Source organism: Nocardia macrotermitis (genome assembly GCF_009604405.1).
In the GTDB taxonomy this organism is placed as follows: domain Bacteria; phylum Actinomycetota; class Actinomycetes; order Mycobacteriales; family Mycobacteriaceae; genus Nocardia; species Nocardia macrotermitis.
The window spans coordinates 40910-55643 of the sequence record NZ_WEGK01000023.1 but is presented as its reverse complement, the minus strand read 5'-3'; the positions used below and the strand labels follow the sequence as shown (position 1 = coordinate 55643).

Genomic DNA, 14734 nt, shown 5'->3' with positions numbered 1-14734 from the left:
CCGGGGCGGGAGGCGATCGCGTCGGGCGATCGCCGCACCCCGGTCACGTCGCGCACTGCCCGTTCGGCGTGACCTCATCGGCCCGATGCGCCCCTACGCGCATCGGGCCGATGTGCGTTCGACGGATGGAAATCCTCGGTTAACTGTTCCTTACAGCTCTTTCGGAGTGAAATACCGGTGCGTAGCATCGTGGCAGCAAACCTATCCATCGGCGGACCCAGTGCCGTGTTCGCTCCGTCCGATAGAGAGGTGAAGGGGTGGCGATAATCGACGATCTGCCCACCGGAGGGCGTCTGAGATACGCTCTGGGCGTGAGTGAATCCTCCTCCGCCGACGGCGAAAAAGCGCGTCGCACTGGCGATACCGGAAATTCCGCCGGTGCCGGCGAGCCGCAGTCCGCGCGCGATGGCGGCGAGAGTGAGGAACCCGTGGATGCCGGACGATCGCCGGACGGGCAAGCGGCGGAAAATGGCCCGGACGTGGTGATTCCGTTGGAACCGGTGGATGCCGAGCCGAACGGCCGCCGATCGGGCGCGCGGCTGCGTGCCGGACAGCTGTCCGCGCTGATGTCCGCGGCGAATCAGCGCAGGGATCTGATCGGCGTGATTCGCAAGGCGCGCGAAAACCTGCCCGGTGACCCGGCTTTCGGCGATCCGCTGTCGGTGTCGGGTCCCGGCGGACCGCAGGCGGTGGCGCGCGCGGCGGACAAACTCGTCGGCGATTCGCCCAGCGCGGCCAAGGAGATCGGCCTCGGCGCCCTGCAGGTCTGGCAGGCGATGTTGGAACGGGTCGGCCGCGGAAAAGGTAGCGAGCCGATAACTGTGATGTTCACCGATCTGGTGTCGTTCTCCCGCTGGTCGCTTACGGCCGGGGACGAGGCGACGCTGGATTTCCTGCGCCGGGTCGCGACGGCGATCGAACCGCCGATCGTGGATCGCGGCGGCCGGGTGATCAAGCGCATGGGTGACGGCGTGATGGCGGTCTTCCTGAGTCCCGATGCCGCCGTGCGCGCCGCGATCGCCGCGAAACGGCAGTTGACGGCGTTGGATGTGCCGAATTACCGGCCGCAGATGCGGATCGGCCTGCACACCGGCTCACCACGCGAGATCGGCGGCGACTGGCTGGGCGTCGACGTCACCATCGCCGCGCGCGTGATGGAGGCCGGCGGCAACGGCAACACCATGATCTCCCAGACCACCCTGGACGCCCTGCGCCCGGAAACCCTCGACGACCTGGGCTGCACCGTCAAGCCCTACCGCCGCGGCCTGTTCGCCGCACCCCTCAGCGGCGTCCCGGAGGACCTGAAGATCTTCCGCCTCGACGGCATCTGACCTTCATCGCCACCACAACACCGCCCCGACCACCGCCAACACCGCGCAGACGCCGAGGATGGCGCCGACGAACCGACCGCCGTTGCGCCAGGTGGTGAAGGCCCCGCCGATCAGGAAACCGGCGAGGGCCAACAGGACGACCACGATCAGGGAGTGCGACACCCTGCCATCTTGGCCTCCGCTGTGTCGTGCAGGGCCGCGGCCCCCCCGAAGAGCCCCGTATCCGTGCGATCGCCCGATGTCCGCGAGGTGGGCAATTCCCGGCTGAATGGTGTCGCGGAGGAGAAGAATCGGCCTCGGGGTCCGCTGACCAGGTCGGTGGCGGGGGGGAGTGCACATAACAAGCACTCATGCTTGATTTTTTCTCGGGGAGATGTGACGCTGTAGGCGGTGCGGCGAGGACGCCGTAGGCGCGGCTCAGGTTGGGAGGCGGCAGGCTGATGGGCGGATTGGCGCGCGATGCGGAGGTCATCCGGATCGGGAACTGTTCCGGGTTTTACGGGGATCGGGCCGGGGCGATGCGAGAGATGCTCGACGGTGGGCAGCTCGACGTGCTGACCGGGGATTATCTGGCCGAGTTGACCATGTTGATCCTGGGGCGGGATCGGATGAAGGATCCCGCGCTGGGGTACGCCAAGACCTTTCTGCGGCAGTTGCAGGACAGTCTCGGGACGGCGCTCGAGCGCGGGGTGCGGATCGTCGCCAACGCGGGCGGGCTGAATCCGGCGGGGTTGGCGCTGCGGGTTCGGGAGTTGTCCGAAAAGCTCGGGCTGGCAACGAAAGTCGCGTACGTGGCCGGGGACGATCTGCTGCCGCGGGCGAGCGAACTCGAACTCGGATCGCCGCTGACCGCCAACGCGTATCTCGGGGCGTGGGGTATCGCGGAGGCATTGCACGCGGGCGCGGATGTGGTGGTGACCGGGCGGGTCACCGACGCCTCGCTGGTGGTCGGACCGGCGGCGGCCCATTTCGGTTGGGGGCGTACGGATTACGACGCGCTGGCCGGTGCGGTGGTGGCGGGACACGTGATCGAATGCGGAACCCAGGCCACCGGCGGCAATTTCGCGTTCTTCACCGAACTCGGCGATCTGGGGCGTCCGGGATTCCCGATCGCGGAGGTGCGGCGGGACGGCAGCAGCGTCATCACCAAACACGACGGGACCGACGGCGCGGTCACCGTGGATACCGTTGCCGCGCAACTGATGTACGAGATCCAGAGCGCGCGTTACGCGGGACCGGATGTGACTACTCGGCTGGACAGTATCCGGCTGAGCCAACAGAGTCCGGACCGAGTGTTGATCGATGCCGTGACCGGCGAGGCCCCGCCGCCGCGAACCAAGGTCTCGCTCAACACCATCGGCGGCTTCCGCAACGAGATGACCTTCATCCTCACCGGTTTGGACATCGAGGCCAAGGCCGCACTCGCGCGACGTCAGCTGGAATCGTGGCTGGCGGTGCGTCCGGCCGAACTCGACTGGACCCTGAGCCGCCTGGACCGGCCCGACCCGGAGACCGAGGAGCAGGGTAGCGCGCTGCTGCGCTGCGTGGTCCGCGATCCGGATCCGAACAAGGTCGGTCGCGCATTCTCCAGTGTGGCAGTGGAATTGGCGTTGGCGAGCTATCCGGGATTCACGCTGACCGCGCCGCCGGGAAACGGCGGCCCGTACGGGGTGTTCACGGCGGGCTATGTGGATGCCGGGCAGGTGCCGCACGTCGCGGTGCTGCCCGACGGCGACGAGGTCGCCATCCTGCCCGCTGCCGAGACCCTGGAACTCGCGGATGTCCCCGAACCCGCTGTGCCCCGGTTCATTTCATCCGGTGAGACCGAACGCAAACCGCTGGGAACCATCGCCATGGCCCGCTCCGGCGACAAGGGCGGCAACGCCAATATCGGCGTCTGGGTCCGCACCGACGACCAATTCGCCTGGCTGGCACAGACTTTGACCGTCGACACCTTGCGCGAGCTACTCCCCGAAACCGCGAAACTGACCGTCACCCGGCACGTGCTGCCGAATCTGCGGGCATTGAACTTCATCGTCGAGGACCTGCTCGGCGAGGGCGTGGCCTATCAGGCCCGCTTCGATCCGCAGGCCAAGGGGCTCGGGGAATGGCTCCGGGCCCGGCACATCGATATCCCCGTGGAACTGCTGCCATGAGCAATCGCGCAGCCGAGGGGACATCAGTCATGAACAGTCGACGCCCGCGGGAAGCGGCGGGGTGTCACCGAGGAGGGCGCTGGTGCAGGCCCGGGAGGACGCAACGATGACCTATGTGAACCCTTGGGAAACACCTGAGCGGCGCGAACTACGTTCCACCGTAAGAGGTTTCGCCGAACGCGAGGTACTGCCCAATCTGGACGAGTGGGAACGCGCCGGTGAGATCCCGCGCGAGTTGCACAAGAAGGCGGGCGCGCTGGGCCTGCTGGGCATCCAGTTCCCCGAGTCCGTCGGCGGCTCCGGCGGTGACGGCCTCGACGCCGCGATCGTCTGCGAGGAAATGCATTACGCGGGCAGTTCGGGCGGCGTCTTCGCTTCGCTGTTCACCTGCGGAATCGCTGTCCCGCACCTCATCGCGGCCGGGAACACCGAGCAGATCGACCGCTGGGTGAAACCGACACTGGCGGGGGAGAAGATCGGCTCACTGGCCATCACCGAACCCAGCGGCGGCTCGGACGTCGGACATCTGCGCACCACCGCCGTGCGCGACGGCGACGACTACGTGGTGAACGGCTCGAAGACGTTCATCACCTCCGGCGTGCGCGCGGACTATGTGGTCACCGCCGTGCGCACGGGAGGCGCTGGCGCGGCGGGTGTTTCGCTGCTCGTGGTGGAGAAGGGCACGCCAGGTTTCACCGTCAGCCGCAAGCTGGAGAAGATGGGCTGGCTGGCCTCGGACACCGCCGAACTCTCGTATGTCGATGCGCGCGTACCGGTGTCGAATCTGGTCGGCGTCGAGAACAGCGGATTCGCCCAGATCGCACAGGCATTCGTGAGTGAGCGGGTGGGGCTGTCCGCGCAGGCGTACGGACATGCGCAGCGCTGCCTGGATCTGACCCTGCAATGGTGCCGGGATCGGGAGACCTTCGGTCGCCCGCTGATCAGCCGCCAGGCGGTGCAGAACACGTTGTCGGAGATGGCACGCCGGATCGACATCGCGCGGGTGTACACCCACCACGTGGTCGAGCGGGCGGCGGCGGGCGACACCGATCTGATCGCGGAGGTGTGCTTCGCCAAGAACACCGCCGTGGAAACCGCGGAATGGGTTGCGCACCAGGCGGTTCAGCTGTTCGGTGGACTCGGCTACATGCGCGAGTCCGAGGTCGAGCGGCATTATCGGGACGTGCGCATCCTCGGCATCGGCGGTGGCACGAACGAGATCCTGACCAGCCTCGCGGCCAAGCGATTGGGGTTCCAGTCTTGAGCATTCTGCGTAGCACACTGGATGCGGCGTCGGCGGATTACGTGGCCGCCGCCGAGGCCATGACGACGAAACTGGCCGAGGTCGAGGCCGAATACGCGAAGAACATCGCCGGTGGCGGCCCGGACAAGCTGGCCCGGCATCGCAAGCGCGGCAAGCTGACCGCGCGCGAACGCATCGAACTGCTCATCGACGAGGATTCGCCGTTCCTGGAACTGGCCCCCCTCGCGGCCTGGGGCAGCGAATTCCACGTGGGCGCAAGCGTTATCGCGGGCATCGGGATCGTGGAGGGCGTCGAATGCATGATCGTCGCCCCCGATCCGACCGTGCGCGGCGGCACCTCGAACCCGTGGACGTTGCGAAAGAACCTGCGCATGAACGATATCGCGCTGGAGAACCGCCTCCCGGTCATCGGCCTGGTCGAATCCGGCGGCGCGGATCTGCCGACGCAGAAGGAGGTCTTCGTCCCCGGCGGTCGCATGTTCCGCGACCTGACCCGGCTGTCGGCGGCCGGAATCCCCACCATCGCACTGGTTTTCGGCAACTCCACCGCCGGTGGCGCGTACATCCCCGGCATGTCGGACTACACGGTCATGATCAAGGAACGCTCCAAGGTGTTCCTCGGTGGCCCGCCGCTGGTGAAGATGGCCACCGGTGAGGAGTCCGACGACGAATCCCTCGGCGGCGCGGAAATGCACGCGCGCGTCTCGGGTCTGGCCGACTATCTGGCCACCGACGAACAGGACGCGATCCGCCTGGGCCGCTCGATCGTCAAGCGGCTCAACTGGACCAAGCGCGGCCCCGCGCCCCGGGCCGAGGTCGTCGAACCGCGGTACGACCAGGACGAACTGCTCGGCATCGTGCCGACCGATCTGAAGATCCCGTTCGATCCGCGCGAGGTCATCGCCCGCGTGGTCGACGGTTCGGATTTCGACGAGTTCAAACCGCTCTACGGGTCGAGCCTGGTGACCGGATGGGCCGAGCTGCACGGCTATCCGATCGGCATTCTCGCCAACGCGCGTGGCGTGCTGTTCTCCGAGGAGGCGCAGAAGGCCGCGCAGTTCATCCAGCTGGCGAACCAGTCCGATACGCCACTGTTGTTCCTGCACAACACAACCGGCTACATGGTCGGCAAGGAGTACGAGCAGAAGGGCATCATCAAGCACGGCGCGATGATGATCAACGCGGTCTCCAATTCGAAGGTGCCGCACATCTCGGTGCTGATGGGCGCGTCCTACGGCGCGGGCCACTACGGCATGTGCGGCCGGGCCTACGACCCGCGTTTCGTATTCGCCTGGCCCAGTGCGAAATCCGCCGTCATGGGCGGTGCGCAATTGGCGGGCGTCATCTCGATCGTGGGCCGCGCGGCCGCCGAGTCCCGGGGCATGCCCTTCGACGAGGAGGCCGACAAGGGGATGCGCGCGATGATCGAGGCGCAGATCGAGGCCGAATCACTGCCCATGTTCATGTCGGGACGCCTGTACGACGACGGCGTCATCGACCCCCGCGACACCCGCACGGTACTGGGAATGGCGTTGTCCGCCATCCACAATGCCCCGATCGAAGGCGCCGCTGGGTTCGGCGTCTTCCGGATGTGAGGCGAATTATGACAGCATCACGCAGTGATTCGGTGAGGGGTGGTGGTCGGGCGACGGGTGGGCTAGCGAACGTCCTGGTCGCCAATCGCGGGGAGATCGCCCGGCGCGTCTTCGCGACCTGCCGCCGGATGGGAATCGCCACCACGGCAGTGTATTCCGATGCCGACGCGCACTCTCCCCATGTGGCGGAGGCAGATTCGGCCGTCCGGCTACCTGGCAACACCCCGGCCGAGACCTACCTGCGCGGTGAACTGATCATCGAGGCCGCCCTGGCCGCCGGTGCCGACGCGATCCATCCCGGCTACGGATTCCTTTCCGAGAACGCCGGATTCGCGCGCGCCGTGCAGGAGGCGGGGCTGACCTGGATCGGCCCGCCCGTCGCGGCCATCGAGCAGATGGGCTCCAAGGTGGAGTCCAAGAAGATGATGGACGCGGCCGGAGTTCCGGTGCTGAAGCAGCTCGATCCGGCCGAGGTCACTCCCGACCTGCTGCCCGTGCTGATCAAAGCCTCCGCGGGCGGCGGCGGTCGTGGCATGCGGGTAGTGCGCGAGGTGGCCGATCTGGCCCCGCAACTCGAGGCCGCGCGCCGCGAGGCCGAATCCGCCTTCGGCGATCCGACCGTGTTCTGCGAGCGCTATCTCGAGACCGGACGGCACATCGAAGTGCAGGTCATGGCGGATACGCACGGTACGGTGTGGGCGGTGGGTGAGCGCGAATGTTCCATCCAGCGACGGCACCAGAAGGTCGTCGAGGAAGCGCCCTCACCGCTGGTGGAGAAGATGGACGGCATGCGCGAGCGGTTGTTCACCGCCGCGCGACTGGCCTCGGAGGCGATCGGTTACGAGGGTGCGGGCACGGTCGAATTCCTCGCCGACGAGCGGGGTGATTTCTTCTTCCTGGAGATGAATACCCGTCTGCAAGTGGAACATCCGGTCACCGAGCAGGTCACCGGCCTGGACCTGGTCCGATTGCAGTTGCAGGTGGCGGCGGGCCGTCCGCTGCCCGCTCGGCAGCCCGGCCTGCGCGGCCACTCCATCGAGGTGCGCCTCTACGCGGAGGATCCGGCACAGGATTGGCAGCCCCAGAGCGGCCCGGTCCACAAGCTCGACATCCCCGGCACCACAGGCGAATTCACGGTCCTGACCGAGCCCGGCGTCCGCCTGGACACCGGCGTGGTCGACGGCTCGGTGGTCGGCGTGCACTACGACCCGATGCTGTCCAAGGTGATCTCCTACGCCGAAACCCGTGACGAGGCAGCACATCTGCTCGCCTCGGCACTGCAACGCGCGAAGATCCACGGCCTGGTCACCAACCGCGATCTGCTGGTCCGTGTGCTGCGCCACCCGGCCTTCCTCGCGGGCGATACCGACACCGCGTTCTTCGCCACACACGACATCGAAAAGCTTTCCGCCCCTCTGGTTTCCGAGTCGGACGAGAAGCTCTCGATCGTGGCGGCGGCCCTGTCCGACGCGGCGGCGAATCGTGCGAAGGTCCGCATCGGCGCGGGCCTGCCCAGCGGCTGGCGCAATCTTCCCTCCCAACCCCAGTCCAAATCCTACGAGTCCCGCATCACCGGCAAACACGAGATCCGCTACCGCCTCACCCGCACGGGCCTCGCGGTCGACGGTTTCGAGGGACTCGAATTGATCGAGGCCACACCGGATTCGGTCACCCTGTCCGTCCCCGGCGAGCGCGGCCGGGTCCGCCGACGTTTCGACATCGCCCGCTACGACGACCTCGTCGCGATCGACTCCGCACTGGGCCCGGTAGCGGTGAAACGCCTCCCACGCTTCGAGGACCCGGCCGATCACGTGGCAGAGGGCTCCCTGCTGGCCCCCATGCCCGGCGCGGTCATCCGCCTCGGCGCACAGGCGGGCGACCGGGTCGAGAAGGGTCAGCCGATCCTGTGGCTGGAGGCGATGAAGATGGAACACACCATCGCCGCCCCCGCCGCGGGCGTGCTCGCCGAACTGAATGTCGTTGCAGGCCAACAGGTAGAGGTCGGCGCGGTACTCGCCGTCGTCCGCAGCGCGGATGCCACCCCCAGCGAAGGAGTAGCCGAATGAGTTTCATCGAATCCGAGGAGCAGAAGGCGCTGCGCGCCGCGGTGGCCGCCCTGGCCGAGAAGTACAACTTCCGCGACTACGCCGGACCCAAGGCCCGCCGCAACGAGCCGTACGACGAATTGTGGTCCGAGGCAGGCAAACTCGGCTTCCTCGGGGTGAACCTGCCCGAGCAGTATGGCGGTGGCGGCGCGGGCATCTACGAACTGGCCCTGGTGCAGGAGGAACTCTCCGCGCGCGGCTGCGGCCTGCTGCTGATGGTGGTCTCCCCGGCCATCTGCGGCACGATCATCACCAAGTACGGCACCGAGGACCAGAAGAAGTACTGGCTCACCCGCCTCGCCGACGGCACGTCCAAGATGGTCTTCGGCATCACCGAACCCGACGCCGGATCGAACTCGCACAAGATCACCACCACCGCCCGCCGCGACGGCGAGGACTGGATCCTCAACGGCCGCAAGATCTTCATCTCCGGGGTGGATCAGGCCGAGGCGGTGCTGATCGTGGCCCGCACCGAGAACGCCAAGACCGGTAACCTCCAGCCCGCCCTGTTCATCGTCCCGACCGACGCTCCCGGCCTGGTCAAGACGGCGCAGGAGATGGACATCATCGAGCCGGACAACCAGTTCACGCTGTTCCTGGACGATGTGCGGCTGCCCGCCAGTGCCCTGGTCGGCCAGGAGGACGCGGCCATCGCGCAGCTGTTTGCGGGCCTGAATCCCGAGCGCATCATGGGCGCGGCCATGGCGGTGGGCATGGGCCGCTACGCCATCGATCGCGCGATCGAGTACGCCAAGGAACGCGCGGTGTGGAAGGGCGTGCCGATCGGTGCGCACCAAGGACTTTCGCATCCGCTCGCCCAGGTGAAGATCGAACTCGAACTGGCCAAGCTGATGATGCAGAAGGCCGCGGTGCTGTACGACTCGGGCGACGACTTCGGTGCGGCCGAGGCGGCGAACATGGCGAAATACGCTGCGGCGGAGGCGAGTATCAAGGCGTTGGACCAGGCCATCCAGACGCACGGCGGTTCGGGTCTGACCCGCGACGTCGGCCTGGCCGGCATGCTGGCCGCGGCCCGTATCGCGCGCGTCGCGCCGGTCAGCCGCGAGATGATCCTGAACTTCGTCTCCCAGCATTCGCTGGGCCTGCCCAGGTCCTACTGAGGGGTTCGCATGACCGAAACTCCAAGTGCCGATGCGCCTTTCGTGCACTACGAGGTGAGCGACGGATTCGCCGTCCTCACCCTGGACTCCCCGCGCAACCGCAACGCGCTGTCCGCCCGCCTGGTCCAGGAACTCCTGGCGGGCCTGGAACGCGCCGCCGCCGACGATTCCGCGCGCGGCGTCGTCCTGACCCACACCGGCAATACCTTCTGCGCCGGTGCGGATCTCAAGGAAGCCCTGGACGCCGACCCCGCCGCGGCGGCGGACATCCGAACCCGCTGGATGATCCGTGTCCTGCGCGACATTCTCGTGCTCCCGAAACCCGTTGTGGCACAGGTGAACGGCAACGTCCGCGCGGGCGGCATGGGCATTCTGGCCGCCTGCGACATCGCGGTGGCCGGACCGTCCAGCACCTTCGCCCTGACCGAGGCACGAATCGGCTTGGCCCCCTTCATGATTTCGCTGACCCTGCTGCCCCGCACGACCTCCCGCTCGGCCGCGCGCTACTACCAGACCGGCGAAACCTTCGATGCCGCGGAAGCCGAACGCATCGGCCTGATCACCGTCGCGGCGGAAGACGCTGCGACAGAGGTGAACCGCCTCCGCGCCGAACTCCGCAAGAGCTCCCCGCAGGGCCTCGCCGAGGGCAAGCGCCTGGTGAACGCCGCCCTGCTCGCCGAATTCGACCGTTCCGCCGAGGAGTTGGCGAAACGCTCGGCGTCCTATTTCGGAACGCCCGAGGTCATCGAGGGTATGACGGCCTTCTTCGAGCGCCGCCCGCCCAACTGGGCAGAATAGCCAGTCATGGCTACCCCGCACGAACCCAAGCAGGACCGCAGCCGGGCCACCCGGCTGCGGCTGCTCGAATCGACCATCGACACGCTGGCCGAAACCGGTTGGGCGGCAGCCACCGTCGCCGTGGTGGCCGAGCGTGCCGGGGTGTCCCGCGGTGCGGCCCAACATCATTTCCCGACCCGCGAGGATCTGATCACCGCCGCGCTCGAGTACATGTTCGACATTCGGATGGAGCATTCCAAGGCCGAGGCGGCGGCGTTCCGCTCGGCCTCGGCGCACACCGCCGCGCAGGATCCGGCCCGCACCGAGGCAGTGGTGGCGCAGTTGGTCGAGTCCTATACGACCGCGCTGTTCAAGGCGGCCCTGCAGGTGTGGACCCACGCCGCCGCCGATCCGGCGCTGCGCGAACGCATCGTCCCGCTCGAGGCCCGCTTCGGCCGCGTCTCGCACCGGCTGGCGGTCGAGGCCCTCGGCGTCGACGACGCCGACCCCGTCGCCCACCACCTGGTCCAGGCCACCCTCGACATGGCCCGCGGCCTCGGCCTCGCCGACGTCCTCACCGACGACTCGGCCCGCCGCAAACAGATCGTCCACCAGTGGGCGGCCACCCTGCACATGGCCCTGCACGCCCCGCGCTGAGCTGCCGCGACCCATCCGCGCGTGTGAGCCTGAGCACCGGATTTGGCGAGAACGCGCGGGGTGGATAAACTGCTCAGGTTCCGGTTCACCGGATTCGAAGTTCCTGGCCCCGTCGTCTAGCGGCCTAGGACGCCGCCCTCTCAAGGCGGTAGCGCGGGTTCAAATCCCGTCGGGGCTACGTCGAGAAGCCGCGCTACGTGCGCGGCTTTCTCATTCCCCACGAATCACCTTGGCGCGCAGGCGAATCCGAGTGTTACGTAATGCTCTCCGCGGGCTGCGAACCGCCGACCGCATTCCGGAACACCCAGCGCAACCCGATGAACCGGATCAACGTCGCCACCAGATTCGCCACGACCAGCACGAACAGTTGCAGATGCACCGCCGCCCCGGGTGCCCAGTGATGCAGCGCGAACAGCGACCCGCTGGTCAGGCACCAGGTGAAGATGAAGATCAACAGCCCCTGCACCTGATGCGACACGGCCTTGCTCGACCCGCGCACCCCGAACGTGAACGCCCGATTCGCCGTCGTATTACCGACCGCCGTGATCAGCAACGCCAGGAAATTCGCCGCCTGCGCGCCCGTCAGCGGCTGCAACAGCAGATACAGCACCATGTACGCGAGCGTCGAGACCACCCCGACGATCCCGAACCGCACCAGCTGCCCGACCATCCCCAGCGGCACCCCCTCCACCAGCGGCTCCCGCCCGATCGCGGCCCGCAGCTCGTTGATCGGCAGCCGCCCGGTCGCCAGGGCTCGCCCGAGCCGCCAGATCCCGCGCAGATCCTTGCGCGCGGTATCGATGATGTGCACGCTCGAATTCGGATCATCGATCCAGTCGACCGGCACCTCGTGGATCCGCAGCCCGGCGCGTTCGGCGATGACGAGCAGTTCGGTGTCGAAGAACCACTCACCGTCCTGCACCAGCGGCAGCACCAGCTGCCCGACGTCGGTGCGCATCGCCTTGAAACCGCACTGCGCGTCCGAAAACCGTGCTTGCAGTGAGGCTTTCAGGATCAGGTTGTACGAGCGGGAGATGAATTCGCGTTTGGGCCCGCGCACCACCCGCGAGGATTTCGCCAGCCGGGTGCCGATCGCCAGATCCGAATGCCCGGACACCAGCGGCGCGACCAGCGGCAGCAGCGCGTTGAGATCGGTGGACAGATCCACATCCATGTACGCGACGACCTGCGCGTCGGACGCCTCCCAGACCGCCCGCAGCGCGCGCCCGCGACCCTTGCGGTCCAGATGCACCACCTGCACGTCGTCGAGTTCGTCGGCCAGCGCGTGCGCGACGGCCAGCGTACTGTCGGTGGACGCGTTGTCCGCGATGGTGATCCGCGCGCTGAACGGGAAACCGTCATCGAGGAACGCGCGCAGCCGACGCACACAGATGCCCAGATCACGCTCCTCGTTGTAGACCGGGATCACCACATCCAGGACGGGGGTCACTACGGCGTCGTCCGGATCGCACTCGTGCGCGGCCGTCGCGGTGTCGGTCATGGGGTCAACGGTTGAGGACCAGCCTTGGTTATCGCTGCGGCAGAGCTGGGAGATTGCTGGGAGAGTGGCCGCCGGGGTTGCGCGATCGAGGTTTCCAACAAAGAATATTCGGTCTCCTCAATCCTGGGAATGCAGCCGCCACAGCGGTGAGACCGGGCCGTGGCCCGCGCCCAGATCGTAGGAGGCGGCCAGGCAGCGCCGGGTCCACTCCTTCGCGAATTCCACCGCCTCGGGCACGGTGTACCCGTGCGCGAGCGCGCAGGCGGTGGCCGCGGCCAGGGTGTCGCCGCCGCCGTGGTCGTTACCGGTGGCGATGCGCGGGGCGGACAGCTCGGTGAAGGTGTCGCCGTCGTACAGCAGATCGGTGCTGGTCGCCGAGGACCGCAGATGGCCGCCCTTGACGATCGCCCAGCGCGGCCCCAGCCCGTGCAGCGCCTCGGCGGCCTTGCGCGCCGTGCGGTCGTCGACGACGTCGATTCCGGTGAGCAGCCGCACCTCGTCCAGATTCGGGGTGACCAGCGTCGCGCACGGAATCAGCGTGTGCCGCAACGCATCCAGCGCCTCGGCGTGCAGCAGCGGATCGCCGTGCATGGAGGCCGCGACCGGATCGACCACCAGCGGGATGTGCCCGTCCCGCCCGATGCCCAACTCTCGGCACACGCCCGCGACGGCCTCGATGATGGCGGTCGAGGCGAGCATGCCGGTCTTGGCCGCGCCGATGCCGATATCGCTCACCACCGCGCGCACCTGGGCGGCGACCGTCTCGGCCGGGATCTCGTGAAATCCGCTGACGCCCACCGAATTCTGCACCGTCACCGCCGCGACGGCGACGCAGGCGTGCACGCCCAGCAGGGCCATCGTGCGCGAATCGGCCTGAATGCCCGCGCCGCCACCGGAATCGGTGCCGGCGATGGTCAGCGCACGCACCGGCGTGCGGCCGTCGGGTGTCAGCGGCAGGAGTTCCACATCTGCACAGTACGTCGCGGCGGTTCGGACCCCGCCGCGCACCGATCTAATGAAAACGATTATCATTAGCTTGTGACCGCATCGACGAACGTTCCGCTGCCCGTGACCGTGCTCTCCGGATTCCTCGGCGCGGGCAAGACGACCCTGCTCAACCACATCCTGGCCAATCGCGAGGGCCGCCGCGTCGCGGTGATCGTGAACGATATGAGCGAGGTGAACATCGACGCGGCCCTGGTCGCGGGCCAGGCGAGCCTGGATCGGACGCAGGAGAAACTGGTCGAACTCACCAACGGCTGCATCTGCTGCACGTTGCGCGAGGATCTGATCGAATCGGTCGGCGCGCTGGCCCGCGAGGGGCGTTTCGATCAGCTGGTGATCGAGTCGACCGGAATCTCCGAACCGATGCCGGTCGCGGCCACCTTCGAGTGGGAGTTCGAGGACGGTTTCCGGCTCGGCGACATCGCGCGGCTGGACACCATGGTGACCGTGGTGGACGCGTCCACCTTCCTGGCCGAGGTGGTGAAGGGCCAGGCCCTCGCGGACCGGGACATGCAGGCCGCGCAGGGCGACGAACGCACCATCGCCGACCTGCTCATCGATCAGGTCGAATTCGCGAATGTGTTGGTGCTCAACAAGACCGATCTGGTCAGCGCGAACGCGGTGGGCACCGTGGAGGCGACGATCAAGCGGCTCAATCCGGCCGCGCGCGTGGTGCGTTCGGCGCACGGCGTCGTCGAGTTGAGCGAGGTGCTCGGCACCGGCCGCTACAACCCCGATATCGCCGCCCAGTTCGACGGCTGGGAGGACGAACTCGCCGGTGGACACACTCCGGAGACCGAGGAGTACGGCATCAGCAGTCTGACCTTCACCGCCGACCGCCCGTTCCACCCCGAACGCCTGGAAGCCGTTCTCGCACAACTGAACAGGCTGCTGCGCAGTAAAGGTTTCTTCTGGCTGGCGAGCCGCCCCGAAGTCGCCGCCCTCTGGTCGCAGGCGGGCCCGAACCTCACCTTCGAGGCCGCCGCGTACTGGACCGCACTCGATATGCCGCCCGGTCAGGAACTCGTCTTCATCGGCGTCCGGCTGAACCGCCCGCACATCCGCGACCTGCTCAACGCCGCCCTGCTCACCGACGCCGAGCTCGCCGCCGGACCGCGCAGCTGGGCGCACTACGCCGATCCGTTCCCGTCCTGGGGTGAGATGCACGAACACGCATGAGGGGCATGTTCACGCATTTCACCGCCTAGATCCCGGTCGCTGA

The 14734-nt window shown here is 67.6% G+C and carries 12 protein-coding genes and 1 tRNA gene; 10 read left to right on the top strand and 3 right to left on the bottom strand.

The window, feature by feature from the left end:
- Positions 1-482 precede the first annotated feature (482 nt).
- On the top strand, positions 483-1331 hold the full coding sequence (locus tag NRB20_RS34125) for an adenylate/guanylate cyclase domain-containing protein (protein ID WP_454786554.1): 849 nt from the start codon (positions 483-485) through the stop codon (positions 1329-1331).
- 3 nt (positions 1332-1334) lie between these two features.
- Here NRB20_RS34125 and NRB20_RS34120 read toward each other — a convergent pair whose 3' ends face one another.
- Entirely contained in the window at positions 1335-1493 is a 159-nt protein-coding gene (locus tag NRB20_RS34120) for a hypothetical protein (RefSeq protein ID WP_153415540.1), read from the bottom strand.
- A gap of 278 nt (positions 1494-1771) precedes the next feature.
- On the opposite strand from NRB20_RS34120, the gene NRB20_RS34115 reads away from it, so the two are divergent.
- The 8 genes from NRB20_RS34115 (at position 1772) to NRB20_RS34080 (ending at position 11184) form a co-directional block, all read left to right on the top strand.
- On the top strand, positions 1772-3487 hold the full coding sequence (locus tag NRB20_RS34115; protein WP_153415539.1) for an acyclic terpene utilization AtuA family protein: 1716 nt from the start codon (positions 1772-1774) through the stop codon (positions 3485-3487).
- Between the two features lie 115 nt (positions 3488-3602).
- Complete coding sequence (locus NRB20_RS34110) at positions 3603-4751, top strand: acyl-CoA dehydrogenase family protein (protein ID WP_319945771.1); 1149 nt, start codon at positions 3603-3605, stop codon at positions 4749-4751.
- Positions 4748-6346 carry an acyl-CoA carboxylase subunit beta gene (locus tag NRB20_RS34105; protein WP_153415537.1) on the top strand — a complete coding sequence of 533 codons (1599 nt, stop codon included), beginning with the start codon at positions 4748-4750 and terminating at the stop codon, positions 6344-6346. Before NRB20_RS34110 ends, NRB20_RS34105 begins: the two co-directional genes overlap by 4 nt.
- An 8-nt stretch (positions 6347-6354) precedes the next feature.
- On the top strand, positions 6355-8412 hold the full coding sequence (locus NRB20_RS34100) for an acetyl/propionyl/methylcrotonyl-CoA carboxylase subunit alpha (protein WP_153415536.1): 2058 nt from the start codon (positions 6355-6357) through the stop codon (positions 8410-8412).
- Positions 8409-9572, top strand: a complete 1164-nt coding sequence (locus tag NRB20_RS34095) for an acyl-CoA dehydrogenase family protein (protein WP_153415535.1) — start codon at positions 8409-8411, stop codon at positions 9570-9572. The genes NRB20_RS34100 and NRB20_RS34095 overlap by 4 nt, the downstream gene beginning before the upstream one ends.
- 9 nt (positions 9573-9581) lie before the next feature.
- Positions 9582-10370 (top strand): enoyl-CoA hydratase family protein, encoded by a 789-nt coding sequence (locus NRB20_RS34090; protein ID WP_153415534.1) that lies wholly within the window; start codon positions 9582-9584, stop codon positions 10368-10370.
- A gap of 6 nt (positions 10371-10376) precedes the next feature.
- On the top strand, positions 10377-11006 hold the full coding sequence (locus NRB20_RS34085) for a TetR/AcrR family transcriptional regulator (protein WP_153415533.1): 630 nt from the start codon (positions 10377-10379) through the stop codon (positions 11004-11006).
- 105 nt (positions 11007-11111) lie between these two features.
- A tRNA-Glu gene (locus NRB20_RS34080) sits at positions 11112-11184 on the top strand.
- Between the two features lie 75 nt (positions 11185-11259).
- Here NRB20_RS34080 and NRB20_RS34075 read toward each other — a convergent pair.
- Complete coding sequence (locus NRB20_RS34075) at positions 11260-12507, bottom strand: bifunctional glycosyltransferase family 2/GtrA family protein (RefSeq protein WP_153415532.1); 1248 nt, start codon at positions 12505-12507, stop codon at positions 11260-11262.
- A gap of 117 nt (positions 12508-12624) precedes the next feature.
- A complete protein-coding gene (gene thiD, locus NRB20_RS34070) occupies positions 12625-13473 on the bottom strand; it encodes a bifunctional hydroxymethylpyrimidine kinase/phosphomethylpyrimidine kinase (RefSeq protein WP_319945761.1) in 849 nt (282 codons plus the stop codon).
- A 72-nt stretch (positions 13474-13545) separates the two neighbouring features.
- Between thiD and NRB20_RS34065 the strand changes: the two genes are divergently transcribed.
- On the top strand, positions 13546-14691 hold the full coding sequence (locus NRB20_RS34065; RefSeq protein ID WP_319945760.1) for a GTP-binding protein: 1146 nt from the start codon (positions 13546-13548) through the stop codon (positions 14689-14691).
- Positions 14692-14734: the final 43 nt, after the last annotated feature.

What these genes read in the sequence shown, in the direction of transcription:
- NRB20_RS34075 (WP_153415532.1), bottom strand. Translation starts at nt 12,507, where the DNA reads ATGACCGACACCGCGACGGCCGCGCACGAGTGCGATCCGGACGACGCC.
- NRB20_RS34095 (WP_153415535.1), top strand. Translation starts at nt 8,409, where the DNA reads ATGAGTTTCATCGAATCCGAGGAGCAGAAGGCGCTGCGCGCCGCGGTG.
- NRB20_RS34115 (WP_153415539.1), top strand. Translation starts at nt 1,772, where the DNA reads ATGGGCGGATTGGCGCGCGATGCGGAGGTCATCCGGATCGGGAACTGT.
- NRB20_RS34085 (WP_153415533.1), top strand. Translation starts at nt 10,377, where the DNA reads ATGGCTACCCCGCACGAACCCAAGCAGGACCGCAGCCGGGCCACCCGG.
- NRB20_RS34100 (WP_153415536.1), top strand. Translation starts at nt 6,355, where the DNA reads ATGACAGCATCACGCAGTGATTCGGTGAGGGGTGGTGGTCGGGCGACG.
- NRB20_RS34090 (WP_153415534.1), top strand. Translation starts at nt 9,582, where the DNA reads ATGACCGAAACTCCAAGTGCCGATGCGCCTTTCGTGCACTACGAGGTG.